Here is a 25881-nt window from a genome sequence, read left to right as displayed (position 1 = left end):
GCGCATGGGCAGGCGCGTGAGACTGGCAGGCATTGCGGCGGTTTCGGCCGCCGTCGCGCTGCTGTTCGGGCTATCCGCGTGTTCCGTCTCGCCCGTGTACTACCTGCAGGCGGCCGGCGGGCAGATCGCGCTGCTGAGTCACAGCCGCCCGATCGAAGAGGTGGTGGCGGAGGGAGATACCCCGGAGTCACTGCGCGCAAACCTCGAACGCGCACGCCAGATCCGCCGCTTTGCGTCCGACACACTCGGCTTGCCGGACAACGACAGCTACGCGCGCTACACCGCGCTGGACCGCCCGTACGTGTCGTGGAACGTGTTCGCCGCCGATCCGCTGTCGGTGCGTCTGAAGGAGTGGTGCGTACCGGTGGCTGGTTGCATCGGCTACCTCGGTTACTTCGACAAGGCAGATGCCGACGCACGCGCAGCCGAGTTGCGTGCGCAGGGCTACGACGTGTATGTCGGCGGCGTGCCCGCCTATTCCACGCTGGGCTGGTTCTCTGACCCGCTGCTGTCCACCTTCATCGCATGGCCCGAGACGGAGTTCGCCCGCCTGCTGTTTCACGAGCTGACGCATCAGGTCGCCTACGTCAAAGACGACACCGAGTTCAACGAATCCTTCGCTACGGCGGTGGAGGAGGCCGGCGTCGAGCGCTGGATGGCGCAGCCGGGGAAGGCCACATTGCGTGACGGCTTTGAACGGGCCCAGCGCATGCGCGAGGACTTTCGCGCGCTGGTGCTCGACTACCGCCGCCAACTCGAAGCGCTCTATGCGAGCGATCTGCCCGCCGCGGACAAGCTGGCGCGCAAGGCTGCGCTGATCGCCGCCATGGGCGAGCGCTACCAGCAGATCAAAACCGAGCGTTGGGGCGGCTACGCCGGTTACGACCGCTGGTTCGCGCAGCCGATCAACAACGCCTTGCTCGCGTCGGTTGGTGTCTACACCGGCAAGGTGCCAGCGTTCCGCCAGATGCTGGCCGCCTGTGGCGACGCCTTGCCGCGTTTCTACAAGGGCGTGAAGCAGATTGCATCGCAGCCGCGCGATGCACGCGAGCGCGCACTCACTGCCGGGGTCTGCCCGAACTGACGCCGGCAGCGCCCTCGGGCACAATCGCGCCTCGCTTTTCTTCGCCGGACGCCGCTTTGATGAACTCCCCGCTTGACACCCTTGATGCCACGGTTGCCCGCGACGCCCAGGAACAGGCTGCCCGCCTAGTCCAGGATGCCTTCGTGCAGATCTTTCGCCACACGCTTGAATCCGAACAGCAGGAGCGCGTCGGCGCGGTGGTGACGATCTGCGGCCAACTCGCCGAGTGGGCAGGCATGGCCGACGCCGAGGGCGCCGCGGCGCGCAAGGCGCTGCTACTGGCCGGCCTCGATCAGTGGGGGCTGGCGTGGAGCCAGGCTTTCGGCCCCGTGTGCATGCTTGGCATCACCGCCTTGGTCGGTGCCTTGCGCGACACGATGGATGTGGCCCAGGAAGGGCGCTGCCAAGCGTGGTTCGCGCGCCTCAACGATGAAGAGGGCTGCGGCTTTGCCTTCAAGGTCGAACTGCGGCGCGGCATCCACCTCGCGCTGTGGCACGCAATGATTGCTTCGGGCGAGCGCGAAGAAGCCTTCGCCGTCCTGCGTACGCTGGGTGGCCTGATGATGGCCCTCACGCGGCAGATGCCGGCCGACGGCTGGCGTCTGGTGTCCGACGCGCTCGCGCACATCCAGCTGCGATGCCTGTCGCACAACTTGGCGACCGAGGGCATCGCGCAGGAGACCACGCAGGCCTTGTTTGCGGCACTCTCGCAGGAACTGCCAAAGGATCTGCGCGACCGCATCATGGCGCACGCCACTCAGGCCGTGATTGCCTGGCAGCGCGCAGCCCGCAATCCGCAATAAGGCTGTACCGATAGCCTGCCGCCCGGCGGGCACCTACGGAAAACCTGCGCGCTGCCGTAATTGCCAGAAGCGGCAAGCATCGGACACAGCGCATGCGGGAAACCTGGCATCGACTATTCGGGGGGGATTCGACCGGGCCGGCGTTCGGCTTGGGTGACGAGCTCGTGCCGGTGCTACGCGATCTGCTGGTGGTCGTTGGCTTGCTGGTCTTTACCTTCGCGGCCTTCATGCTGCTGACTGGCTGGCATTCGAGCCCGGTCGCGATGTATTCCCTGCTCGGCGCGCTGCTGTTCTGGCCACTGTTCTTCGTGCTGATCCGGCGTCGCGTGGTGCGGCCGGTGGTCGTGATCCTGATGCTGCTGTGCTGCGCGATTGCGGTGTCGATCGCGCTGCGGCTGGGCACGATCCGGACCCTGCAGATGTCTGGCGTGTTCGTGGCGGTGGTGGTGGGCACCCTGGTACTCGGGCGCCGCGCCGGGGGCATCGCGCTGCTGCTGGTGCTCGCATTGGTCTGGAGTGGTGGCCTTCTGCAGCTCGCGCACGGCAGCGCGAGCGATTCACGGGCGCTGGTGTTCAACCAGGCGGCCACCTTCAGTTTCTTCGCGATCATGCTCTACGCAATCCTCGTGATCGTGCGGCAGCACTACATCGAGGCGCTGAGCGAACGCGACCGCAGTGCGGCGGACCGGCTGCTCGCGAGCGAGGCGCTGGCCGAGTCGGAAGACAAATTCGCGACGCTGTTCCGCGAAGGGCCGCTTGCGGCGCTGATCCTGTCGCCCGACAACGGCCGGGTGCGTGAGGCGAACCAGGCGTTCCTGCGCCTGGCCGGCATGTCGGCCGCCGAGGTTCAGGACATGCCCTTCGATGGGCTAGGGCTGATGCTCCCCGGCGAATCCTTGCTGGCAGAGTGGTCCGCGCTGGCGGCCGGCGCGCTGCCGATTGAGGGCCGCGCGATCACGCTCGCGGCACGCGATCAGCGGCGGGTGGTCTGTGAGCTGAGCGCGCGGGCGGTGAGCGTGCGCGGCCGGCCATTCGTGATCGCACAGTTTGTCGATGTGACGGCACGGCACGAGGCGGAGCAGCGGGTGCGCGAGAGTGAAGGGCGCATCGCCGCCGCCTTCGAGGTGTCGCCCGATGCTTGGACGCTCAACGATCTGGCGAGCGGGCGTTATCTCGCGGTCAACCGCATCTGGGAGATCTGGTCCGGCTATGCGCGTTCCGAGGCGATCGGCCGTACCGCGCTTGAATTGGGCATCGTGCGCAGCCAGCAGGACATGGCGCAGATACGCGATGCGCTGCAGGCCGGCGGCGGCGCAATCAACCAGCTCGATATCGTGCTGCAGCGACGTAACGGTGAGACGCGGCGCTGCGCCATGTCGGCGCGGATCTTCGCGGTTGGCGATACCCGTTACGTCATCACCAGCTCGCGCGACACGACGGATGAGTGGGCGACACGCGAAGCGCTCGCCGAGCTCAACCACGGGCTGGAGGAAAAGGTTGCCGAGCGCACGGCCGAGCTGGAGCAGGTGAACCGCGAGCTGATCCGTACCGTCGCCGAGTTGGGTAGCGCGCAGGACGAGCTGGTGCGGCAGGAGAAGCTCGCCTCGCTGGGGGCAATGGTGGCCGGGGTGGCGCACGAGCTGAATACGCCGATCGGCAACAGCGTGACGCTGGCGACCACGGTGTCGCATGAGGCGGGGCTGATTCTGCGCGCCGCGCAGGGCGGCGGCTTGCGCCGCAGTGAGCTGCTCAACGCGCTGCACACCTGCGACGAAGCTGCGAAGTTGCTGACGCGCAACCTCGCCTCGGCACATGAACTGATCTCCAGTTTCAAGCAAGTGGCGGTGGACCAGACCAGTGAAGCGCGGCGCGTTTTCGGCTTCGCGCACTCGCTCGAAGAAATCGTCGCAACCCTGCGGCCCTCGCTTCGGGCCACGGCCATCGCGCTGGAGCTCGAACTCGACGGCGATCTGAGGCTCGATTCCTTTCCGGGGGCGCTGGCCCGGGTGGTGACGAATCTCGTGGACAACGCGCGCATCCATGCATTCTCGCCGGGGGCTGGCGGGCATATCACGGTGAGCGGCCGCGTCATCAACGATGATGCGGTGGAGCTGGTCGTTGCTGACAATGGATGCGGTATCCCGCCGGAGAACCAGCGCAAGGTCTTCGATCCGTTCTTCACCACGCGCCTGGGCCAGGGCGGCAGCGGGCTTGGCCTGCATATCGTGTTCACGCTGGTGACGCGGGTGCTGGGTGGGCGGATCGCACTTGAGAGCGCGGGGGCTGAGGGTACCCGGGTCCGCATCAGCCTGCCACGGGTTGCGCCGGCAGGCGGTGAGTCGGTGGAACAGCCGTTTCATGGGGTCGTGCAATGATCGAGAGGCAGCTTTGATGAAGAAGACCGTGCTGATGCTTGCGGCGCTGGTTTCATGCGCCACCGTTCATGCGGGCGATAGCCCGCGGAAACTCGACGTGGTGGGGGTCTCGGTTTCATCGCTGGCGAATCCGTACTTCAGCGCGCTGGCGCGGGGGGCGCAGGCGCGGGCGGAAGAGATCAACCCGCGTGTGCGCGTCATCGTTACCTCCGCCGAGTACGACGTGCCGGCGCAGGTCCGCGAGATCGAGCGCTTCGTCAGCGAGCGCGCAGATCTGATTCTGATCGCAGCATCCCACTCCACGGCGCTGGCGTCCGCGTTGCGTCGCGCGCGCGACGCGGGGATTCCCGTCGTTGCGGTCGACGTGGATACCGAGGGCGCGGAAGTGATGATCCAGTCCGACAATCGGAGCGCGGGTGAGTCCGTCTGCCGCTACCTGGCCGGACGCCTCAACGGCAAAGGCAATTTCATCATCCAGAATGGGCCGCAGGTCTCATCGGTCACCGATCGGGTCGCCGGCTGCAGGGCGGCCTTGAAGGATTTCCCCAACATCCGCTTGCTGACGGATACCGGCGATGGTTTGGCCTCGCCCTGGGGCGGCAGCCACCTGATGGAAGAGCATGTGCAGCGCTTCCCGCAGATCGACGCGATCTTCGCGATCAACGATCGTCAGGCCCTCGGCGCGGAAACGGTCGCAGTCCGGCGCGGGATGCGCAAGCTGCTGATTGGCGGCGTCGATGGCTCGCCCGAGGTGGAAGATGCGCTCAAGCGCCCGGGCCTGATCGTCGTCAGCGCAGCGCAATCGCCCGAAGAGATCGGGCGCCGCGGTGTGGATAGCGGCCTTGCGCTGCGCGACGGGCGTGGCGCCGAGCGCGGGCGGATTCTGCTGCAGACAAACTTGGTAACGCGCGACAACGTCGCGAAGTATCAAGGCTGGAACGCGCGTTGATTGCGGCGCGGGCTCGCTCGCCCGGCGTCAGATAAAGCGGGCCAGGAAGGCGCCTTCGCAGCCGGCAGGCAGCTTCACGCGAACGTGGTGGCCACTGCCCGGCGCAACCGTGGTCGGCGTGCCGTCGGCCTTGAACATGGCTTCGATCGCGACTTCGCGGTTGCCGGCAGGGTGAATCACTTCGACGCGGTCGCCGACCGAGAACTTGTTCTTCACGACAACTTCTGCCAACCCGTCGACGCCGTAACCGGTGAGATCGCCCACGTACTGGCTGCGGTCCGATTCGGAATGCCCGCGCAGGTAGTTCTGGTACTCCTGCGTGTGGTGGCGCTCGTAGAAGCCGTCGGTGTAGCCACGGCTGGCGAGGCCATCCAGCTCCGACAGCAGGCGCATGTCCAGCGGGCGGCCGGCAATCGCGTCCTCAATCGCCTGGCTGTAGGCCTGGCACGTGCGGGCGACGTAGTAGGGCGACTTGGTGCGGCCCTCGATCTTCAGCGAATGCACACCGATCTCGACCAGCTTGGCCACGTGCTCGATGGCGCGCAGATCCTTCGAGTTCATCACATAGGTGCCGTGCTCGTCTTCCTCGATCGGCATCAACTGGCCGGGGCGGGTCTCTTCCTCGATCAGGTAGACCTTCGAGGCCGGGTTCTCCGCGCTGGGTGCTGGCGTGTTGCAGCAGGCGTTGCCGCTGGTGGCGTCACCGGTGGCGTCGATCTCGGCCGGCTTCACGTCGTACTTCCAGCGGCATGAGTTCGTGCAGGTGCCCTGGTTGGGGTCGCGGTGGTTGAAGTAGCCCGAGAGCAGGCAGCGTCCGGAGTAAGCGATGCAGAGCGCGCCATGAACGAAGACCTCGATCTCCATTTCCGGGCAGGCTTCGCGGATCTCGCGGATCTCATCGAGCGACAGCTCGCGCGACAGGATGATCCGGCGCACGCCCATCTTTCCCCAGAAGCGCACGGTGGCGTAATTGACCGTGTTGGCCTGCACCGACAGATGCACCGGCATCTCCGGCCAGGCCTCGCGCACCATGTCGATCAGGCCTGGGTCGGCCATGATCAGTGCGTCGGGCTTCAGGGCCACCACCGGCGCCATGTCGGCGAGGTAGGTGCGCACCTTGGCGTTGTGCGGGAAGACATTGCTCACCAGGTAGAACTGCTTGCCGAGCGCATGCGCGCGGTCGATACCCAGCTGCAGGTTCTCCAGGCTGCCGAACTCGTTGTTGCGCGCGCGCAGGCTGTAGCGCGGCTGGCCGGCATACACCGCGTCGGCGCCAAAGGCGAAGGCGGTGTCGAGCATGGCCAGCGAACCGGCAGGGGCGAGGAGTTCTGGGCGTTGCATGGGGACCACCTGGGTGCAGCGTGTTGCGAAGGGCGCAGATGGTACCGCAGTGCGCGCACGCGGACGGGCGCTGTGCGATGTACAGGCCGCGAGGTGCCGATCAGGCAGCGAAGCGGCCTCGGCGACCCTATGATGGTTAAAGTGTAAAAACTGCGAACAATCCCTGTCTCGTCAACAAAATAGTTAAGGCGGCCGACTATCATGCACCGCACAATTTCCCCCCGGCCTACCGGAGGGGCTGCTGACCACAAGCGGAGCTCCCCCATGCGTACGTATTTCGTTGCGCCGACGCGACCCAATGTCGGCCTTACCTCGGTTTCACTGGGCCTCGTGCGGGCCTTGCAGCGTCGCGGCCTGAAGGTTGCGTTCGTCAAACCCGTCACCAAACGCACGCCGGATACCGAGCCGTCGGTGTTGTTCGCCCGCAGCATTTGCCACGTCGAGCGTACGCCGGACCCGCTGCCGATGAGCCTGGTCACCCAGCGCATCACCAGCGGCAAGACTGACGATCTGCTCGAAGACATCGTCAGCCTGTCGATGTCCGCCACCGAAGGCGCCGACGTACTGGTCGTCGAAGGCATCCATGCCGACCCCAGCCGTGCCTTCATCCCGCGCCTGTCGGGCGACATCGCGCGCAGCTTGCAGGCGGACGTGGTGCTGGTGGCGAGCGCTGCCGACGCCGAAGGCATCGCAGAAACCAACTATCTGATCGCACAGGTGCGCAACGCAGGACGCCGTGTGGTCGGGGTGATCTTCAACCGCGCGGTGGAGGGCTTCGATGAAGCGGCTGCCGCAGCGCAACTCGGCGGCGTGCCGGTGTGGGGCGTGATCAAGACCGATCCGGCGCTGTCGGCGCCGCGCACGATCGATGTGGCGCGCCACCTCGGCGCCGAGATCATGATCGAGGGCGATATCGGTTCGCGCCGTGTCCTCGAGACTGTGGTGGCCGCGCGTTCGGTGTCGGAAGTGATCCCGCGCCTCAAGCCGGGCGCCCTGGTTGTCAGCGCGGGTGACCGCGACGACGTGATGCTGGCGACTGCGCTGGCGGCCAGCAACGGCATCCAGCTCGCCGGTCTGCTGCTGACCCACCATAGCTTCATCAGCCCGCGGATCGAGAAATTCGGCACGCTGGCCTTCCACGGTGGCCTGCCGGTGCTGCGTACCGATGGCGACAGCTATGAGACTGCAGCACGTATCAGCCGGCTGCCCAACGCGGTGCCGCAGGACGATTCGGACCGCATGAACACCGTGATCGAAAGCGTTGCCGAGCAGATCGACGGCGAGGCGATCTGCGCCGGGCTGGAGCTTGCCGTGTCCACCCGCATGTCGCCGCCGGCCTTCCGCTATCAGCTGATCCAGAAGGCGCGTGCCGCGAACAAGCGCATCGTGCTGCCGGAGGGCGACGAGCCGCGTACCGTGCGGGCCGCCGTGATCTGCACCGAGAAGGGCATTGCGCGCTGCGTGTTGCTGGGCAAGCGGGCATCGATCCAGGCTGTCGCGGATGCGCAGGGCCTCGTCCTGCCGCCTGAGCTTGAAATCCTGGAGCCGGATGCGATCGCCGAACGTTACGTCGCGCCGATGGTCGAGTTGCGCAAGAGCAAGGGACTGACGCCGGGCCAGGCGCGCGCCGGGCTGGAAGACACCGTTGTGCTCGGCACGATGATGCTGGCCATCGACGAAGTCGATGGCCTCGTCAGCGGCGCGGTGCATACCACCGCCAACACCGTGCGCCCCGCGCTGCAGCTGATCAAGACCGCGCCGGGTTCGTCGATCGTGTCGTCCTGCTTCTTCATGCTGATGCCGGAGCAGGTGCTGGTCTACGCGGACTGCGCGATCAACCCGGACCCGACCGCAGAAGAACTGGCCGATATCGCCAAGCAAAGTGCTGACAGCGCTGCTGCCTTCGGCATCGACCCGAAGGTGGCGATGATCAGCTACAGCACCGGCGCCTCGGGCAGCGGTGACGACGTCGAGAAGGTGCGCAAGGCCACCGAACTCGCCAAGACGCGTTTCCCGGAACTGGTTCTGGACGGCCCGATGCAGTACGACGCGGCCACCGTGAAGGACGTTGCGGCCCAGAAGGCACCGGGCAGCCCTGTTGCCGGCCAAGCCACGGTCTTCGTGTTCCCCGACCTGAACACCGGCAACACCACCTACAAGGCGGTGCAGCGCTCGGCCAACGTGGTCTCGGTGGGCCCGATGCTGCAAGGCCTGCGCAAGCCGGTGAATGACCTCTCGCGTGGCGCCCTGGTGGACGACATCGTGTTCACGATCGCGCTGACGGCGATCCAGGCGGACGCCAAACCCGCAGCCTGATCCCGTCCGGTTCTCCGCGCAACGGCACACCTTTGGTGTGCCGTTTTCATTTGTGGCGGCGGGCGGCGGCTGATCTACGATGCAGAAAGCGGGTCTTGCCCGCCCCAACCCCGGAGATCATCGATGCCTACAAGAAACATCGCCCTGCTAGCCACTGCCACCCTGCTTGCCGCTTGCGCCAGCACGCCACCTGCACCCCTTCGCGCCGTCGCGCAGATCCGCCCGACCGCGTCGGCAGAAGCCGCCGGCCTGAGCCCGACCGGCGCGGTGTCCTTTGTCGAACTGCCGAATGGCAAAGTACATGTCGACGCGCGGGTGTCAGGTCTCAAGCCCAATGCCGAACATGGTTTCCATGTGCACGACGTCGCGGATTGCTCGGGTGACGGCACCAAGACGGCCGGCCACCTGAACCCGGATCAACATCCGCACGGGCATCCGGGCACCCCGGCGCGCCACGCCGGTGCGATGTTCAACCTGAAGACCGACGCGAGTGGCGTCGGAGTGCTGTCGCAGGATGTCGATACGATCACCCTGACGCCGGGCAAGTACGGCATTGTCGGCAAGCCGCTGATCATTCACCGCGATGCCGACGATTACACCTCGCAGCCGCTTGGCAATGCGGGGCCGCGTGTGGGCTGCGGCATCATCACGGCAGGCTGAAGCACTTCGGAGCGGGGCGCAGCGCTGGCGGCGGCCCCCGCCAAACTGTGGCCCTTCGATGAGGGCGCGGGCCCTGGCTACCCGGGCGCTGCGACGCTTTTGCGAGCGTCGTCGTAACGGTAATCCTGCCGAAAGGCGTGATTAATTGCGCGCCGCAACAAGAATCAACAAATACGACAGCTCTATTGGAAATATCATTCGGGTGTCGATGGCCTGCATATGAGGGCGCATAACTGCCTCGCGCAGCCGCCGTCATTCGACCCGAACATTTCCCCTGGGAGCACACATGACGAAATCCCCCCTGCGTCTCGCGCTAGCTGGTCTGGCCGCTTGCGCATCGATCGGCTCCGCAAGTGCGGCGACCAACCTGATCACCAACGGCAGCTTTGAGAGTGTCAGCCAGCAGGCCGGTACATGGACGATCTACAACAAGCTCTCGGGTTGGCAGGTCGATACCAACGGGGTCGAGGTGCGCAACAACGTCTATGGCAAGGCCTACGATGGCGCCAACTTCGTTGAGCTGGATACGAAGAAGAACTCATCGATCTCGCAATCCTTCGCCACTGTCGTTGGCCAGCAATACAGCGTCTCGTTCTACTACTCGCCACGCATGCAGGTGCCGCTGAACTCGAACGACATCATCGTGTCGCTCAACGGCGTGACGAAGCTGACGGCGACTGGCAGCGGCCAGCACCAGACCGGGAACGTCTGGAAGGAATATGGCTTTGACTTCGTCGCCACCGGCACGTCGTCCACGCTGACGTTCGCCGCTGGCGGCGTCAGCAACAGCTACGGTGGTTCGCTCGACAAGGTCAGCGTGAGCGCGGTGCCCGAGCCCGCCTCGTGGGCGACCATGCTGGTCGGCTTGGTCGGCCTCGGCGCGATCACCCGCCGCCGCCTGCGCTGAAGCCCTTAGGCGCACACCAACGGAAGCGCTCCTGCGGGGGCGCTTTTCTTTTGTGGGGCGCCCCGCGCGAGGTGCGACGTGCGCTGAGGTTCAGCGCCATCACCGTCACCGTGCGTGACGGATTGCGCGGTGCAGCGAGAATCGACAAATACGGATTGTTCGAAGGAAATATCATTTCCTTGCCTTTGATCTGTAAAAGACGGCGTGAGGCTGCCGCAGCAGATTTCTGGCAATCCGACCCCAACCAAAACCCCTGGGACCACTCATGACGCTAACCCCCAAGCAAGTTGTCCGCGCCGCGCTCGTCGGTGTGGCGACCTTTGCACTGATCGGTTCGGCCGCTGCTGCGCCGATCAACCTGATCGAAAACGGCAGTTTCGAAGATGTCAAACAAGCCAACGGGACTTGGAGCATCTACACGAAGAACTTCGCCGGCTGGCAGGTCAACCGGACCTACGGCGTTGAGCTGCGCAACAACGTTGCCGGCACTGCGTTCGACGGCGTGAACTTCGTTGAACTGGATACCACCGCGAATTCCTGGATTTCGCAAACCTTCGATACCACCGTTGGCCAAACCTACAAGGTGTCGTTCTACTTCTCGCCGCGTACTGGTGTGGCAGCAGATTCGAATGACATCACCGCGCTGATCAACGGTGCTTCGGCACTGACCGCGTCGGGTAGCGGCGTTGGCGCCTCCGGTAACGTGTGGAAGCAATACAGCTTCAATTTCGTCGCAGCCGGCGACCTGTCCACGCTGGGTTTCAAGGCGGGCGGGATCAGCAACAGCTACGGTGGTTCGCTCGACAATGTCAGCGTGACCGCCGTGCCGGAACCTGCCTCGTGGGCAACCATGCTGGTCGGTCTCGTCGGCCTGGGCGCGATCACGCGCCGCCGCCTGAGCTGAATCGAATCAGCTGCACGCAAAGGGCGCTCCGCGAGGGGCGCCCTATTTCTTTGTGCGCTGGATTTGTGCAGGCGCTGCGCCGGCAGACACGAACCGGATACGTGAGGCCCTTAGAATGATGCCCTTGGCCGCCGCGCTCACACGGCGCGACTGGCCCCTTCCTGCCCCCGGACACCCCGATGAGTCTCGCAGCCCTCGTAGCCGCCTTCGTGCGCCGCCACTGGCGCGCCTATTCCGCTTCTGCCGTGATGCTGGCCGGCATCGCGATCCTGACCGTGTGGGTGCCTCGCCGCGTCGCGGCGATCATCGACCGGCTGGTGCATGGTCAGGTCACGCCGAGCGCGCTGCTGGGCGAGTTCGCGATCCTCGTCGCGATGGGGCTGACGATTTACGTGCTGCGGGTGGGTTGGCGGCTGGCGCTGTTCTCCGCCGCCTACCAGCTCGGTGTCGAGCTGCGCACCAAGCTCTACCGGCAGTTCACGCTGCAGGGCGCGCGTTTCTTCCAGGGCAGCCGCACCGGCGACCTGATGGCGCGGGCGACCAACGACATCGACGCGGTGGAACTCACCGTTGGTGAAGCGCTGCTCGCGGGCTTCGACGGCACGATGACGCTGATCCTGGTGGTCGCGATGATGACGCTGGGCATCGACTGGCGATTGGGCCTTGCTGCCTTGTTGCCGTTCCCCTTCATGGCCTTCGCGTTCTGGCGCATCTCGCGCCATGTGCACCATGCATGGCGCGATTCGCTCGCCCGCTTCGGCAAGCTCAACGACCATGTGCAGGAAACGCTGGCCGGGGTGCGCACGGTGCGCGCGCTGGGTCTGGAGGCGCGCAGCAGCGCGCATTTCGCCGAACTCACAGCGGCTGCTGCAAAGGCCGGCGACACCGCGCAGCGCTGGGAGGCGGCCTACGAACCGGCGGTCGGCCTCGCCTTGTCAGCCGCCAGCGCGCTGACGCTGTCGCTGGGCGGCTGGCTGGTGTGGCAGGGCGAGCTGACGATCGGCCTGCTGACCGGTTTTTCGATGTATCTCGGGCAACTGATCTGGCCGATGTTCGCGGCGGGCCATGTGCTGTCGCTGATCGAGCGGGGCCGTGCCGCCTGGGAGCGCCTGCAGCCGGTGCTCGAAGCCGCGCCGGAGATGCCGGACCACGGCACGCTGGCAGCGCCCGCCGGTGATGCGGCGCTGGAATTGACCGAGGTGACCTACCGCTTCCCGGGGCAGACGGCTCCGGCGCTCGACGCCGTCAATCTGCGGCTTGAAGCCGGCCATACCCTCGGTCTCGTAGGCGCCACCGGCGCCGGCAAATCAACGCTGATCCGCTTGCTGCTGCGTCAGGACGTGGCCGAATCGGGTGAGTTGCGCTGGGGCGGCCGGCCGCTCGCCGACTATTCGCTCGATGCGCTGCGTGCCGCGATGGCCTGGGTGCCGCAGGAGGCCTTCCTGTTCTCGGCGTCGATTGCCGACAACATCGCACTCGCCAAACCGGATGCGAGTCGCACCGAGATCGAGCAGGCCGCGCGGCTGGCGGCGATCCACGACGATATCCTGCGCCTGCCCAAGGGCTACGAAACACCGGTCGGCGAGCGTGGCGTGTCGCTCTCCGGCGGGCAGCGCCAGCGGGTGGCGATTGCGCGCGCGCTGCTGTCGGACGCGCCGATCCTGCTGCTCGATGACGCGCTCTCGGCGGTCGACACCGAAACCGAGACGCGCATCCTGAGCCACCTGCGCGACGCGCGCCGCGGCCGCACGGTGATCATCGTCAGCCACCGGCTCTCGGCGGTGATGGATGCCGAACACACGCTGGTGCTGCGCCATGGGCGCGTCATCGAAGCCGGTACACATGCCGAACTGCTCGAACGCAACGGCTGGTACGCCAGTCAGTGGCGCTACCAGCAACTGGAGGCGAGCCTCGATGCAGCCTGAACACAACAACACTAGGGGCGACCTCGCCCGCGCTGCGGCGTTGCTGGCACAGGCTGCGCGACCCGAATCGCGGCGGCTGCTGATCGCACTGCTCGGGCTGGCCTGCGCGGCCGGGCTCGAAGTGCTGGGGCCGATGCTGGGCAAGGCCTTCATCGACGGCTACCTGATCCCGCGCCGCGCCGATATCGGCGGCATCGCGCTGCTGATCGGCGGCAGTCTGCTTGCCGTGTGGTGCGCCAACGGCCTGCGCTACCTGCAGCTATTGAGCTTGTCCGGCGTCGCCGCCCGTTCGGTGCAGCGCTTGCGCGAGCGGGTGTACGGCCATGTGCTGCGCTTGCCGGTCGCCTACTTCGACCGTGCGATCACCGGCCAGCTCGTCAGCCGGGTGACGAACGACACCGAAGCGGTGAAGGCACTGTACGTGCAGGTGCTATTCGTGATGCTCGACAGCGTGATCGTGCTGTGCGGATCGCTCGCCGCGATGGCCTGGCTGGATCTGCGCCTGATGGGCGTGGTGACGTTGCTGATACCGGCCGTGATCGGGATCGTCTGGTTCTACAAGCGGCTTTCCGCGCCGGCCGTGGCCCGTGCGCGTGAGCTGCGCAGCGAGATCAACGCGCAGATTGCCGAGTCGATTGCCGGCATGCCGGTGCTGCAGGCGACCGGTGCCGCCGGGCGCTTTTCCGCGCGCTTCGAGCAGGCCAACCGCGCGCACTACGAAGCCCGCCGCGCCGAGTTGCGCGCCAACGCTTGGCTACTGCGCCCCGCGCTCGATCTGCTCAATGTGCTCTTGCTGGTCGGTGTACTGGCGAGCTTCGCCGGTCGCGGCAGCGTGGCCGAGGTGGGCGTGCTGTACGCCTTCGTCGGTCTGATGGCGCGCGTGATTGAGCCGTTGATCCAGATTACGCTGCAGTTCTCGCAACTGCAGCAATCGCTGATCGCTGCGTCGCGCGTCGGTACCTTGCTCGCTGAACCGCTGGCCGCGCCGGCGGGCGAAAGCGGCCACATCGGCGACGGCGAAGTCGCGCTGCGTGAGCTCGCGTTCGGCTACGACCCGGCCCATCCGGTGATCCATGATCTGTCGCTGACGATCGCCGCCGGCAGCTTCCACGGCATCGTCGGCCACACCGGCAGCGGCAAGAGCACGTTGCTTGCGCTGCTGCTGCGCTTCTACGCACCACAGAGCGGAGCGATCGAGATCGACGGCACGCCGATCAGCGAACTGGGGGACGCCACCTTCCGCAGCGCCGTCGGCTTGGTACCGCAAGAGCCCTTCCTGCTCGCCGCCCATGCACGCGAGAACATCGACATGGGGCGCGGGCTCAGCGATGCCGAGATCGAATCCGCCGCCCGCGCTGCCCGTGCGCACGACTTCATCCTCGCGCTGCCCGAGGGCTACGCCACGCCGCTGGGCGAGGGGGGCGCGCGCCTGTCGGTGGGGCAGAAACAGCTGATCGCGATCGCGCGCGCGCTGGCAGGGCAACCGAAGATCCTGCTGCTCGACGAAGCCACGTCGCACATCGACAGCGAAACCGAACAGGTGGTGCAAGCCGCGCTGGCGGAACTTCGCGGCCGGGTGACGATCATTGCCATCGCGCACCGGCTGTCGACGATCCGCGATGCCGACGCGATCACCGTACTCAACCACGGCCACATCGCCGAGCGCGGCCACCATGACGATCTGATGGCGATCGAGGGCGGCATCTATCGCCGCCTCTACGAGTTGCAGCAGATCGAAGACTAGTCGAAGGAGTACCGATGGAATACCGCGAACTCGGCCGGACCGGCCTGAAGGTGAGTGCCATCTGCCTTGGCACCATGACTTGGGGCGAGCAGAACAGCGAATCCGAGGCGCATGCGCAGATGGACTGCGCCCTCGATGCCGGCGTGAACTTCATCGACACCGCGGAGATGTACCCGGTGCCGCCGCGCGCCGAAACGCAGGGCCTGACCGAGACCTACATCGGCACCTGGCTGGCGAAGAGCGGCCGGCGCAAGGATGTGGTGCTCGCGACCAAGGCCGCTGGCCCGGTGCGCAAACCGCACAACCCGCGCCATATCCGCGGCGGCACCACCTTCTTCGATCGCGCCAACCTCGAAGCGGCGCTGCACGACAGCCTACGCCGGCTGCAGACGGACTACGTCGACCTCTACCAGCTGCATTGGCCCGACCGCAGCGTGAATTGCTTCGGGCAGTTGGGCTACCAGCACATCGCCGACGAAGTCACGACGCCGATCGTCGAGACGCTTGGCGTACTGGCGGACTTCGTCAAGGCCGGCAAGGTTCGCCATGTCGGCGTGTCGAACGAGACCCCCTGGGGCCTGATGCGATTCCTCACGCTGGCTGATGTCGCCGGGCTGCCGCGCGTGGCAAGCATCCAGAACCCTTACAGCCTGGTGAATCGCACCTTCGAGATCGGTCTGTCCGAAATCGCCATCCGCGAGCAGGCGGGGCTTCTGGCTTACTCGCCGCTCGCCTTCGGCGTGCTGAGCGGCAAGTACCTCGACGGCGCCAAGCCGGCGGGCGCGCGGCTCACGTTGTTTGAACGCTTCCAGCGCTACACCAACCCAAACACCGCGCGTGCCGCCGCGGCTTATGTGGCGCTCGCGCGGGAGCATGGCCTTGATCCGGCCCAGATGGCGCTGGCCTTCGTCACCTCACGCGACTTCGTGACCAGCAATATCATCGGCGCGACGACGCTGGCGCAGCTGCGCAGCAACCTTGAAAGTGCAGCACTGAGCTTGTCGCCAGAAGTGCTGGCAGGCATCGAGGCGATCCACCAGCAGATTCCCAACCCGGCGCCCTGAGCGGGGCGCCCGCGGCGCGGTTGACCGGGCAGCGTGACAAGCTTCCCGGGCGGCTTGGCGTGTTCAGTGAAAATGCCAAGTGCGTATGCAAAACTGCTAACTTTGCGCACCCCGCAGGTTGGCTGGAATCCGCATGCTCTCGTTCGACTCGCTCACCGCAGCCTTGCCCGGGCTGGACGCCTTCTACCGCGCCCTGTCGCAGCACGCCCGTCTGCTCGAACTCAAGACCCCGCTTGCTGCCGACACGCTGCTGCCGGAGCGTTTCGCCGGTCGCGAAGCGCTGTCGGAGACGTTCTGTTTCGATCTGGACTGCCTGTCCCCCTCCGCGCACCTTGATCTGAAGCCGCTGATCGGCGAGTGCGTCACGCTGAGTTTGCGGCAAGCGGATGGCAGCCTGCGCCGCTGGCATGCTCATGTCACCCACGCAGCGCAGTTGGGCGCAGACGGCGGGCTGGCGCGCTACCGCCTGGTGCTCGAACCCTGGCTCGCATTCCTGCGTCACCGCCGCACCAGCCGCGTCTTTCAGGATCAAAGCGCGCTGGACGTCGTGCAGGCTGTATTGGGCGATTACCCGATCGCCCGCTTCGATGTGCGGGTCGCAAACGCCGGCACCATCGCCCCGCGCCCGCTGATAACCCAGTACCGCGAAACCGATTTCGATTTTGTCCAGCGGCTGCTCGCGGAAGAAGGGCTGTCGTACTGGTTTGAACATGCGGAGAGCGGCGACGAACACCGCCTGGTCATCGCCGACGCTGCGGCGAATTGGCCCGCCTGCCCGCAGGCGAGTGTGCGCTTCACCCGGCTATCCGCTACCGACAGCGCCGACGCGATCCACAGCTTTGGCGCCTGGCGCGAGGTGCGCAGCACACAGGTCACCCTTTCCGCATGGGACGACACTGCGCTGGTCGCCACTGCCGCGCAACAAACCAGCGCCTGGCCGGCTGGCGAGTTGCCGGCCCTCGAACAGTATTTCGGCGAGGGCGAGCGCCGCTACGCCGATTCTGCGGCTGCCGAACGCATGGCCGGCTTGCGCATGCAGGCGCAGGAACGCGCGGTGAAGACCTGGGCAGGGGAAACGTCCGTGCGGGTGTTTGCGCCGGCACAACGCTTCACGCTGGTCGACCACGACGCCTTTGGCGGCCTGTCGGGACGCGATCCGAAACTCACGGTGCTGTGGGTGGAACACGAAGCGGCCAACAACCTCGATTCCGACGTACGCGAATTGCTGACAGCGGTGGGCGTTGAACGTGGCACCTACCGTAACCGCTTCGCCGCGCTGCCTGCTGCCGTACCGATCGTGCCGGACATGCCCGCGCGGCCGCGTGCACCCGGCAGCCACAGCGCCCGCGTCGTTGGTGTCGAGGGCGAAACCGTCAGCACCACACGCGACCACCGCATCAAGATCCAGTTTCCGTGGCAGCGCGGGGCCGCGCCGACGCCGGGCGGCCTCTCGCACGACACCGAACGCGCGCCCGGCAACGAATCCTCGGGCATTTGGGTGCGCATTGCCGAATGGGCCGCTGGCCCCAACTGGGGTAGCCAGTTCACCCCGCCGATCGGCAGCGAAGTCCTGGTCGGTTTCATCGATGAAGATCCCGATCGCCCGCAAGTCATCGGCAGCACCTTCAACGGCAGCCACACCCCGCCGTTCGATGGCGGCGTGGATGCTGCCAGTGGCCAGCCGGGCGTGGTCAGCGGCATCCATCAGCCCACGCTGGACGATGCCGGCCACGCGCAATGGCTGATCGACGACACCCCCGGCCAGCAACGCGCACGGCTCGCGACGAACCTCGCCGCCGCGCGGCTGGAACTCGGCTGGATCACCGCGCAGCGGGGGGCCAGTGGCGCCCGCGGCAACTGGCGTGGCGAAGGCTTCGAACTCGCCACCGACGCGTGGACCACCGTGCGTGCTGGCGAGGGGCTGCTCTTCACCACGCAGGCGCGGCCGCAGGGCACATCGACCCAACTCGACGCCGCTGAGGCCCTCGCGCGCGTGAAGGGCGCCAAACAGCTCAACGAGACCCTCGCGCAACACGCCAGCACCCACACCGCCGGCACCCTGCAGGCCGCGCAAGACAAACAGCCGCTACCCGAACTGATCAAGACGCTCGAAGCGCGTCATGGCGGCCCGCAGGGCGGGCAGAGCGAAAAGATCCACGCTCCCGGTAGTCGCTCCGAGACCGAATCCGCGCACAAGCTCGGGCAGCCGATCATCGCCTTCGACAGCGCCGCGAGCCTCATCGCGACCACGCCAGCCAGCCTCACCTGGATGAGCGGCGAGAGCGCCAGTCTCACTGCCCACGGCGACAGCCACCTCGCCGCAGGCCAAAGTGCAAGCCTCACCGCCGCGCGCGAAGTCAGCCTCTTCACCGCCACAGAGGACCTGGCCGCCGTCGCCGCAGCCGGCCCCCTATCGCTGCGTGCCCACACCGACGCCCTCGAACTCGCCGCCGATAAATCCGTAACCGTCACCAGCAGCGGCGAAGGTGTCGACATCCTCGCCAAAGACAAGATCGTCCTCAGCGCCGGCCAAAGCCAGATCGAACTCAACGGCGCCAACATCACCTTCAAATGCCCCGGCAAATTCGAGGTGAAGGGCGCGAGCCATGCGTTTGAGGGGGGCGGGAGTGCGGCGGCGAAGCTGCCAGCCCTTCCCGCCGATCTGATGCACTTGCACGACGGACAGTTCGTGGTCACTGACCGGCAAAACGGGCGCCCGCTGGTCAATACACCGTATCGGATTAGCTCGCCCTGTGGCGTCTGGCGTGGGCGTACCGACGAAGCCGGGCTGACAGAACGCGTCAGCACCGGCAGCGCGCCACAGACAATGAAGATTGAAATCCTCAACGAGGACGAAATGTTTACTTTCGCCGATGGCACTTCGGAGGGTTGCTGAGCATGGCGCAACAATCTGATGTGCTCGCCAAGGCTGCAGCGACCACGGCTACGGGCTCTCCTGCTCCTGTTCAGGTCAAAGCAAAACCTTCCGTTGTCATCAAGTATCGGCTGTTCGCAGCCGAGCAGACGAAGAAGCTCGATCCGACTCTCAGCGGTGCGGGTCCGTCGAAAACCCTCGCTGGGCTCGCGCTCATTCTCGGCACAGTCGAGGGGGGTGTTTTCAAACCGTTCGAAGATCGGATCCGGGCTGCGCCGATTCCGCTGAGTCAAGTCGGCGAAATGCACAATGGCACCTTCCGGCCGCTGAGTGCTGAGGAGCAGTCCGCAAGGGCCGCTGCTAACGCCCAGCGCAAGAACAACAAGCTCAGTGCTGAAGAGAGGAAGACTGCCGAAGCGGAATGCACCGCCAAGTACGGAAAGGTGGCCGACGGCGTGATGATGCATGTCCTCCCGCTCCCAAAGCGGATCGAACCCGGCACAACGATCGGGATCTGCATCAATGTGGATGCGAAGAGCAAATTTCGCCGCTACCCACTCTGGCAGGTTACGGCAGGCGATCACGACATCGTGATTGATGTGTTCGAGACGTATGGAAAGCGTGGCTTGAACGACAAAGCCACGAAGAAGGACACCCGCGATGAGGGTACCAAGGAGGCCGCGCATCCGGTCGACTACTACGCAGCCGAACTCAACGGCGACGTCTGGCTGCGCAGCACCCACCCTTTTTCTGCGGCCGACGTCGACGCCCTGCCTGCCGAGGTCGCAGGCGCGGCCATGAAGACCGCGTTGAAGAAGATCTACAGCGCCGATTTCACGATGGTCGGCGCCGACTTTGCAATCGATGTACCGCGCGGGCAGGATAAGGCCGATACCGCCACGGCGCGTTTGTACTGGATCGCTGCAGAGAACAACAATTGCGTCAGCAACGTCAAGGCGATCGATATCAAGCGCGATGTCCCGTCGCGCATTCATCCGGCCGCCTATGCGGCGGTTGCCAATGCCGCGTTTGACGTAAAACTTACCGAGGTGCGGTTTTCGAGCAGTTGGCGCCCGATGCTTGGCAGCATGGGGCACCGAAGCGGGCGCGGTCTGGACATGGTTTTGCTGAAGGATTCCGACACCGCCACCCGGCTCAATCGCGAGGGGCTCACTTCCGGCAGTACGACGGACAAGAACCACGACGGCATCGTGGATGACGCCAGAGGCCACCACAACATTCCGGTGGAGGAGCAGGAGGCGTTTAACGCGTGGAAGAGATCTGATGCTGATCGAATATCCGCTAGCGCGGCATGGAAGCGTGCCAGTGGAGCATTGGATGCAGCAAACAAGGCGCTCGCGGCGGCAAAGAAAAGCGGCAACGCCGACGCGATCGAGAAGGCTGAGCATGCGCAGACGGAGGCGCAGAAGTCGGCGGATGCAGCAAGACAAACTGCGGAGGATGCGGCAAAGGACGTTCCAAAGAAGAAAACCAGCTGGGAGAAGCAAGTCGAAAAACACCAGCCGAGCATGGTCGGTCAATTCCGTCGGGCCTTGATGAAAGCCGATGCCGTCACGCAGATCATCGACCCCTGGTACATCGACTTGAATACGCACGACAAGGTGGATGGCGTCGTGAACGAACAGAAGAAAGATGGGCTACAGGACATTCACAAAAACCACCTGCATCTGACCATCTACGATTCGGAGTTGAAGGGATGACGCGAAAGACGCTGCTCTTATGGTGTGGGATGGCGCTTGTTTGCACACCAGCATGGGGAGAGGTTGGAAAACTTACGAAACAATGGATCGAGCGTCCCTGGGAATATCGCTATCTGCTCTATGTGCGGGATCCATACGGCTGGATGCACGCAAGAGAATCCCATGCGAAAGACGTCAACAACGATCCAGTCAATGCTTACGAATACAGTATCGACTTGCCCGTGTATTTCGATCCGCAATGGACGCTCACGCCTAAAGTGCCGGAAGACGAAGCGCCCCAGTCCTGGCCTGCGCTCAATGTCGTGCGCCTGGATGTGGCCAAGGATCGGAAAGTGGCACAGCGCGCGCTGAACGGCGACGTGTTGCGCGCGCGCCTGAACGGCCATGAAGACATTGTGCTCACCCCGTCCGATACCGACCCAGCGTACGTGATCACCTTCGGCGAATTTTTCATGGGTGCACCCGAAGCGGCTGATCCGCGTTATTCCCCCTCGATCTGCTCCACGCTTCATGGCGATACGGTGCCGCCAGATCAAGGGGGGCGATATGGTTTGCCCAGCAAGAACGACACTTGGTCAGGGGAGGGCTTCTTCGGCTGCCGCGAATGGGCGGCCCAACTCTATGACCGCGATCGCCCCTATATCGATGTGACCTCTTACGAGATGGTGGAGGACTACGACAAGAAGCCCAACAAGAAAGGCAAGTACCCGCTCAAGCCGGCGACCTTTATCAAACCGTTTATCGGCTTTTCGCGTTTTTCGGATCCGCAGAAACCCGTAATCGGTCGCTATGGCGAACAGTGGTATTGCATTACGGACTGCCCCAACGGTACGGCACCGGGCGAAATCGCCGACATCCACGCCTGGGCGGCGCGCTTCGGCTGGAAGCCGCCGCAGCGCCCAAAAAATCCGCGTCAGTTCATCAATAAGCGTGTCAATCCGGGAGAGCTAATCGACTGACACACGCAGTAGGTACGCTCGCCGATTGTTTCGTTCTCGCCATACCGATTTTGAGAACGTCTCCCGGCTGATTGGCTGTCACGACGACCGCGTCCGCGAAACGCGCGAACCCCTTTGGCGCAATGCGCGTCTCACCGCGCGTGGGCACGTGCGACCGCCAGCGTTCGATTCTGCTCGCCACCTTGAGCGACCCCGATGTGGGGGGTAACGGCGATGCGGGCACATCTGGACGGCGTTGGCCGTCATGCGCGCGATGCGCATGTCGCTTCGATCGAAGCCTGAGACGCAGATGTGGCCATTGCATTCAGGCGGTTGAGGCCGCCTGAATGCCGCGATGTCGAGGCGCTGCGGCTGGGCTCAGTGCGCCGCCGGTATCGCCGCCACCACCGCCGTCAGCAGCTTCCAGCACTTCGCCACCGACTCGATGTTGACCCGTTCGCCCGGTGCGTGGGCGCCGCGGATATCGGGGCCGAAGGAGATGATGTCGAGGTTGGGGTATTTGGACTTGAGGATGCCGCACTCCAGACCGGCGTGAATCACTTTGACGGCCGCGGGGCCGGTGGTGAATTCGTGCTGGTAGACCTTCTGGAATAGTTTGAGCAGGTCGGAATCGGGGTTGGGTGCCCAGCCCGGATAGCCGCCTTCGGTCTGCACCGCGGCGCCGGCGAGTACGAAGAGGCTCTCGATTTCGGCGGCGAGGGCCTGCACGCCGGAATCCAGCAGCGAACGCACCATCAGGTTTGCAAAGCCCCGGCCGTCCGCGATCTTCACGACACCGAGATTGTTCGAGGTTTCGACGACGCCGGCGACGTGCTGGCTCATGCGGCGTACGCCATGCGGCGCGGCGTGCAGTGCGGCGAGGATGCGTTGCTGGTCGGTGGCGTCGATGGCTTGTTGGGCGAGGCCGTTTTCGGGGCCGAAGCGGACACTGACGCCGTCATCGACGCCGGCGAGTTCGCCGCGTACCAGCAGATCGAAGTCTTCCACGCGGCTGGCAACGCGCTCGGCCTGGGCGATCGGCAAGGCGATCCGCGCACGGGCCTCGCGCGCGAGGGCATTGCGGGCGCTGCCGCCGTCGAGTTCGACCAGCCGGACGTCCTTACCGAAGCGGCCTTCCAGCCCGCGCAGCAAGCGCACCAACAACTTGATCGCGTTGCCGCGCTCGAGATGGATATCGACGCCGGAATGCCCGCCACGCAGGCCGCCGACTTCGATTTCATAGCAGGCGAAGCCTTCGGGTAGCGCTTCGAAGGCGTAGGTGAAGCTCACGTTGACGTCGATGCCGCCGGCACAGCCCAGGTAGAACTCGCCCCATTCCTCGGTGTCAATGTTGATCATCAGACTGCCTTGCAGCAGACCGGGCTCCAGGCCCAGTGCACCGCCCATGCCGGCCTCTTCGTCCACGGTGAGCAGGACTTCGAGCGGCGGGTGAGGCACGTCGCTGGATTCGAGCAGGGCAAGTGCGAGTGCTACGCCGATGCCGTTGTCGGCGCCCAGCGTGGTGTTCGGCGCGACCAGCCAGCCGTCCTGCAGTTCGGCACGGATCGGGTCGCGGTGGAAGTCGTGTTCGGTGGCGTGGTTCTTCTGGCACACCATGTCGAGGTGCCCTTGCAGCACGACACCGGGCCGGTCTTCCATGCCGTGTGTTGCCGGCTTGCGGATGATCAGGTTGCCGGCAGCGTCCACGTGTGTCGCCAACGCGCGTGTCTCTGCCCAGCTGCGGATCGCATCGCGCAAGGGCCCTTCGTGTTTGGAGGGGCGCGGCGTGTTGAGCAGGGTCGAGAAGTGGCGCCAGACGGCGGCGGGTTCGAGTTGGTCGAGTGCGGGCATCGCGGGTCCTGGATTCGGTCTGTGTGCCAGCGCGAACCACTCGGCGGGTAGCCGGGGAACGCGCAGCGGTGGTGCCGGCGCGCGCTGTGCGCGGCGCTTCGGCGGCCGGCCCGGTCGGGCAAGCGCTGCATGGTAGCCCGGCGGCGCACGGTCGGCGACAGTCGGTGCGACGGCTGACCGGTAGAATTGCGACATTCGGCTTTGGCGAGGGAGTAGGGGATGTCTTTCGTGACTGCGCAGGGGCAGGGGGTGTTCGCGATCGATTCGGGCTATGTGCGGCCGATGCTCGATGCGATTCACCTGGTCGTGTCCGATGACGGGCGTGCCGCGCTCGTCGACACCGGCACCGTCCATGCCGTGCCGCGCGTGCTCGATGCGCTGGCGGTGCAAGGCCTGGCGCCGGAGTCGGTCGACTGGATCTGCCTCACGCATGTGCATCTGGACCATGCGGGCGGCGCTGGTGCGCTGGCGCGTGTGCTGCCCAAGGCCAAGGTGGCGGTGCATGCGCGAGGCTCGCGCCACATGGCGGACCCTTCCAAGCTCTGGGCAGGTACCGTTGCGGTCTATGGCCAGCCCAACGCCGAGGTCTTGTATGGCGAACTGGTCGCGGTGCCCGAGGCGCGCATCGTCGAGGTGGGCGAGGGCGACTCGGTGCGTTTTGGTTCGCGGGTGTTCCATGTGCTCGACACGCCGGGCCATGCGAAACACCACGTCTGCTACCACGACCCCGCGAGCCAGGGCATCTTCACCGGTGACACCTTCGGCCTGACCTATCGCGAGATGGATGGTGCCGACGGTCGCGCCAATATCTTCGCCACCACCACGCCAGTGCATTTCGACCCGGCCGCGCTGCACGACTCGATCGATCGCCTGCTCGCCCTGCAGCCCGCCTGCATCTACCCCACGCATTACAGCCGCAGCGCCGATGTGCCGCGGCTCGGTGCGACGCTGCATCGGTTGATCGATGCCCATGTGCAGGCCTGCGACGGCATCGACCCAACCGCTGCCGATGCCCATGCAGTGCTGGTGAAGCGGCTTGAAGCGATCGCGCTGGCCGAGGCTGCCTCGGCCGCATGGGGCGTGCAGGGTGAAGCGGCGCTGCAGTTGCTCGAAGGCGACCTCGATCTCAATGCGCAGGGGCTGCTCGTATGGCTGCAGACGCGAGCGCAATGAAGACCGACGCCCCGTTGCCGCAGACCGAAGCGCCGGATCTGGACCGCCGCTTCGGCGGTGTCGCGCGCCTGTATGGCGACGAGGGCCGTGCGCGCCTCGCCGCGGCCCATGTGTGCGTGATCGGCGTCGGCGGTGTGGGCACCTGGGCGGTGGAGGCGCTGGCGCGCAGCGCGGTCGGCGCGATCACGCTGATCGACCTGGATGTGATCGCCGAATCCAACACCAACCGCCAACTGCACGCGCTGGACCCGGATTGGGGGCTTGCGAAGGTCGAGGCGATGGCGCGCCGCATCCGCGCGATCAACCCGGCCTGTCGCGTGACGACCGTGGATGATTTCGTCACCACCGACAACCTCGCGCAGCTCGTGACCGGCTTCGACCATGTGATTGACGCGATCGACAGCGTGCGCGTGAAAACCGCGCTGGCCGCCCATTGCGTGGCGCAGCGGCTACCGCTGGTGATCTGCGGCGCCGCGGGCGGCCAGATCGATCCGACCCGCGTGGCGGTGGATGACCTCTCGCGCACCGTGCAGGACCCGTTGCTCGCCAAGGTGCGCGGCAACCTGCGCAAGCAGCACGGTTTTACGCGCGACCCGAAGAAGAAGTTCGGCATCCGCGCGGTGTATTCAACCGAACCGCTGCGTTACCCTGAAGCCGCATGCGCGCCCGATGCGGCCGGGCCGCAGGGGCTGAACTGCGCCGGCTTTGGCTCCAGCGTGTGCGTGACCGCGAGTTTCGGCTTCTTCGCCGCGGCGGAAGTGCTCAATGCGCTCACTGCGGCCAAACCATGAACCCCTCACCCGGAGCAAAGCCATGAGCACCGCCATCCTGCTGTTCGCCCACGGTGCCCGCGATCCCGAATGGGCTCGGCCGCTTGAAAAGCTGGCGACTGCGGTGCGCGCGCTGCGCCCGCATGTGACGGTGCAGCCCTGTTTCCTGGAATTCATGTCGCCGGACCTCGCCACCGCGATCGACAGCGCCGTGGCGGCAGGGGCCTTGCGGATCGAGGTGGTGCCAGTGTTCCTGGCTGCCGGCGGTCATGTGAAGCGCGATCTGCCGGCCATGCTGGACGCGGCCCGCGCGCGGCACCCGGGGGTGACGATCGTGCTCTCCGGCGTGCTGGGCGAGGCCGAGTCCGTGATCGCCGCGATGGCCGCCCACGTTGTCGGGCTCGCCGGCTAGCCAAGCCTGCTCAAGCACTGCCGGCCCCTGCCGTAGACCCGCAAGGGAGGAGGCGCGTCGCACCGCTAG

Annotated in this window: 19 protein-coding genes; 17 read left to right on the top strand and 2 right to left on the bottom strand. The window is 65.7% G+C overall.

Going from position 1 to position 25881, the window contains the following annotated elements; genetic code table 11:
• The first annotated feature begins 16 nt into the window (after positions 1-16).
• From JY500_RS16580 to JY500_RS16565, 4 genes are all read left to right on the top strand, one after another.
• Positions 17-1084 carry an aminopeptidase gene (locus JY500_RS16580; protein ID WP_206253861.1) on the top strand — a complete coding sequence of 356 codons (1068 nt, stop codon included), beginning with the start codon at positions 17-19 and terminating at the stop codon, positions 1082-1084.
• A 59-nt stretch (positions 1085-1143) separates the two neighbouring features.
• A complete protein-coding gene (locus tag JY500_RS16575; RefSeq protein WP_206253860.1) occupies positions 1144-1887 on the top strand; it encodes a hypothetical protein in 744 nt (247 codons plus the stop codon).
• Between the two features lie 92 nt (positions 1888-1979).
• The gene (locus JY500_RS16570) at positions 1980-4262 is read left to right on the top strand and encodes a PAS domain-containing sensor histidine kinase (RefSeq protein ID WP_206253859.1); all 2283 of its coding nucleotides are present in this window, start codon (positions 1980-1982) and stop codon (positions 4260-4262) included.
• 16 nt (positions 4263-4278) lie between these two features.
• On the top strand, positions 4279-5211 hold the full coding sequence (locus JY500_RS16565) for a substrate-binding domain-containing protein (protein ID WP_172196922.1): 933 nt from the start codon (positions 4279-4281) through the stop codon (positions 5209-5211).
• 27 nt (positions 5212-5238) lie between these two features.
• On the opposite strand, the gene trhP is transcribed toward JY500_RS16565, so the two are convergent.
• Positions 5239-6552 (bottom strand): prephenate-dependent tRNA uridine(34) hydroxylase TrhP, encoded by a 1314-nt coding sequence (gene trhP / locus JY500_RS16560; protein ID WP_206253858.1) that lies wholly within the window; start codon positions 6550-6552, stop codon positions 5239-5241.
• Between the two features lie 264 nt (positions 6553-6816).
• Here trhP and pta point away from each other — a divergent pair, with 264 nt between their 5' ends.
• The 10 genes from pta (at position 6817) to JY500_RS16510 (ending at position 21627) form a co-directional block, all read left to right on the top strand.
• A complete protein-coding gene (gene pta, locus JY500_RS16555; protein WP_206253857.1) occupies positions 6817-8868 on the top strand; it encodes a phosphate acetyltransferase in 2052 nt (683 codons plus the stop codon).
• A 123-nt stretch (positions 8869-8991) separates the two neighbouring features.
• The gene (locus JY500_RS16550; protein ID WP_172196928.1) at positions 8992-9528 is read left to right on the top strand and encodes a superoxide dismutase family protein; all 537 of its coding nucleotides are present in this window, start codon (positions 8992-8994) and stop codon (positions 9526-9528) included.
• Between the two features lie 286 nt (positions 9529-9814).
• Complete coding sequence (locus tag JY500_RS16545; protein ID WP_172196930.1) at positions 9815-10435, top strand: DUF642 domain-containing protein; 621 nt, start codon at positions 9815-9817, stop codon at positions 10433-10435.
• 265 nt (positions 10436-10700) lie between these two features.
• A complete protein-coding gene (locus tag JY500_RS16540) occupies positions 10701-11339 on the top strand; it encodes a DUF642 domain-containing protein (RefSeq protein ID WP_172196932.1) in 639 nt (212 codons plus the stop codon).
• Between the two features lie 179 nt (positions 11340-11518).
• On the top strand, positions 11519-13264 hold the full coding sequence (locus JY500_RS16535) for an ABC transporter ATP-binding protein (protein ID WP_206253856.1): 1746 nt from the start codon (positions 11519-11521) through the stop codon (positions 13262-13264).
• Positions 13254-15008: an ABC transporter ATP-binding protein gene (locus tag JY500_RS16530; RefSeq protein ID WP_206253855.1), complete on the top strand. Its 1755-nt coding sequence runs from the start codon at positions 13254-13256 to the stop codon at positions 15006-15008. The genes JY500_RS16535 and JY500_RS16530 overlap by 11 nt, the downstream gene beginning before the upstream one ends.
• Positions 15009-15022: 14 nt before the next feature.
• The gene (locus JY500_RS16525) at positions 15023-16072 is read left to right on the top strand and encodes an NADP(H)-dependent aldo-keto reductase (protein WP_206253854.1); all 1050 of its coding nucleotides are present in this window, start codon (positions 15023-15025) and stop codon (positions 16070-16072) included.
• A 133-nt stretch (positions 16073-16205) separates the two neighbouring features.
• Positions 16206-18968 (top strand): type VI secretion system Vgr family protein, encoded by a 2763-nt coding sequence (locus JY500_RS16520; protein WP_206253853.1) that lies wholly within the window; start codon positions 16206-16208, stop codon positions 18966-18968.
• Between the two features lie 2 nt (positions 18969-18970).
• Positions 18971-20668, top strand: a complete 1698-nt coding sequence (locus JY500_RS16515) for a hypothetical protein (protein WP_206253852.1) — start codon at positions 18971-18973, stop codon at positions 20666-20668.
• Complete coding sequence (locus JY500_RS16510) at positions 20665-21627, top strand: hypothetical protein (RefSeq protein ID WP_206253851.1); 963 nt, start codon at positions 20665-20667, stop codon at positions 21625-21627. Before JY500_RS16515 ends, JY500_RS16510 begins: the two co-directional genes overlap by 4 nt.
• A 357-nt stretch (positions 21628-21984) precedes the next feature.
• On the opposite strand, the gene JY500_RS16505 is transcribed toward JY500_RS16510, so the two are convergent.
• Positions 21985-23457 carry an aminoacyl-histidine dipeptidase gene (locus JY500_RS16505; protein ID WP_206253850.1) on the bottom strand — a complete coding sequence of 491 codons (1473 nt, stop codon included), beginning with the start codon at positions 23455-23457 and terminating at the stop codon, positions 21985-21987.
• A gap of 219 nt (positions 23458-23676) precedes the next feature.
• On the opposite strand from JY500_RS16505, the gene JY500_RS16500 reads away from it, so the two are divergent.
• The 3 genes from JY500_RS16500 to JY500_RS16490 are packed head-to-tail and all read left to right on the top strand — an operon-like array spanning position 23677 to position 25812.
• Positions 23677-24630: an MBL fold metallo-hydrolase gene (locus JY500_RS16500; protein WP_206253849.1), complete on the top strand. Its 954-nt coding sequence runs from the start codon at positions 23677-23679 to the stop codon at positions 24628-24630.
• Positions 24627-25421 carry a tRNA cyclic N6-threonylcarbamoyladenosine(37) synthase TcdA gene (gene tcdA, locus JY500_RS16495; protein ID WP_206253848.1) on the top strand — a complete coding sequence of 265 codons (795 nt, stop codon included), beginning with the start codon at positions 24627-24629 and terminating at the stop codon, positions 25419-25421. The genes JY500_RS16500 and tcdA overlap by 4 nt, the downstream gene beginning before the upstream one ends.
• Before the next feature lie 22 nt (positions 25422-25443).
• Positions 25444-25812, top strand: a complete 369-nt coding sequence (locus JY500_RS16490) for a sirohydrochlorin chelatase (protein WP_172196954.1) — start codon at positions 25444-25446, stop codon at positions 25810-25812.
• Positions 25813-25881 lie beyond the last annotated feature (69 nt).

It is taken from the genome of Niveibacterium microcysteis, from assembly GCF_017161445.1.
GTDB lineage: Bacteria > Pseudomonadota > Gammaproteobacteria > Burkholderiales > Rhodocyclaceae > Niveibacterium > Niveibacterium microcysteis.
Note: the sequence above shows the minus strand (reverse complement) of the source record. Positions and strands in the feature narration are given on the sequence as shown.

Excerpts from the sequence above, each read along its gene's own strand:
- JY500_RS16575 (WP_206253860.1), top strand. The coding sequence starts at position 1,144 with ATGAACTCCCCGCTTGACACCCTTGATGCCACGGTTGCCCGCGACGCC.
- JY500_RS16570 (WP_206253859.1), top strand. The coding sequence starts at position 1,980 with ATGCGGGAAACCTGGCATCGACTATTCGGGGGGGATTCGACCGGGCCG.
- JY500_RS16565 (WP_172196922.1), top strand. The coding sequence starts at position 4,279 with ATGAAGAAGACCGTGCTGATGCTTGCGGCGCTGGTTTCATGCGCCACC.
- trhP (WP_206253858.1), bottom strand. The coding sequence starts at position 6,552 with ATGCAACGCCCAGAACTCCTCGCCCCTGCCGGTTCGCTGGCCATGCTC.
- pta (WP_206253857.1), top strand. The coding sequence starts at position 6,817 with ATGCGTACGTATTTCGTTGCGCCGACGCGACCCAATGTCGGCCTTACC.
- JY500_RS16550 (WP_172196928.1), top strand. The coding sequence starts at position 8,992 with ATGCCTACAAGAAACATCGCCCTGCTAGCCACTGCCACCCTGCTTGCC.
- JY500_RS16545 (WP_172196930.1), top strand. The coding sequence starts at position 9,815 with ATGACGAAATCCCCCCTGCGTCTCGCGCTAGCTGGTCTGGCCGCTTGC.
- JY500_RS16540 (WP_172196932.1), top strand. The coding sequence starts at position 10,701 with ATGACGCTAACCCCCAAGCAAGTTGTCCGCGCCGCGCTCGTCGGTGTG.
- JY500_RS16535 (WP_206253856.1), top strand. The coding sequence starts at position 11,519 with ATGAGTCTCGCAGCCCTCGTAGCCGCCTTCGTGCGCCGCCACTGGCGC.
- JY500_RS16530 (WP_206253855.1), top strand. The coding sequence starts at position 13,254 with ATGCAGCCTGAACACAACAACACTAGGGGCGACCTCGCCCGCGCTGCG.
- JY500_RS16525 (WP_206253854.1), top strand. The coding sequence starts at position 15,023 with ATGGAATACCGCGAACTCGGCCGGACCGGCCTGAAGGTGAGTGCCATC.
- JY500_RS16520 (WP_206253853.1), top strand. The coding sequence starts at position 16,206 with ATGCTCTCGTTCGACTCGCTCACCGCAGCCTTGCCCGGGCTGGACGCC.
- JY500_RS16515 (WP_206253852.1), top strand. The coding sequence starts at position 18,971 with ATGGCGCAACAATCTGATGTGCTCGCCAAGGCTGCAGCGACCACGGCT.
- JY500_RS16510 (WP_206253851.1), top strand. The coding sequence starts at position 20,665 with ATGACGCGAAAGACGCTGCTCTTATGGTGTGGGATGGCGCTTGTTTGC.
- JY500_RS16505 (WP_206253850.1), bottom strand. The coding sequence starts at position 23,457 with ATGCCCGCACTCGACCAACTCGAACCCGCCGCCGTCTGGCGCCACTTC.
- JY500_RS16500 (WP_206253849.1), top strand. The coding sequence starts at position 23,677 with ATGTCTTTCGTGACTGCGCAGGGGCAGGGGGTGTTCGCGATCGATTCG.
- tcdA (WP_206253848.1), top strand. The coding sequence starts at position 24,627 with ATGAAGACCGACGCCCCGTTGCCGCAGACCGAAGCGCCGGATCTGGAC.
- JY500_RS16490 (WP_172196954.1), top strand. The coding sequence starts at position 25,444 with ATGAGCACCGCCATCCTGCTGTTCGCCCACGGTGCCCGCGATCCCGAA.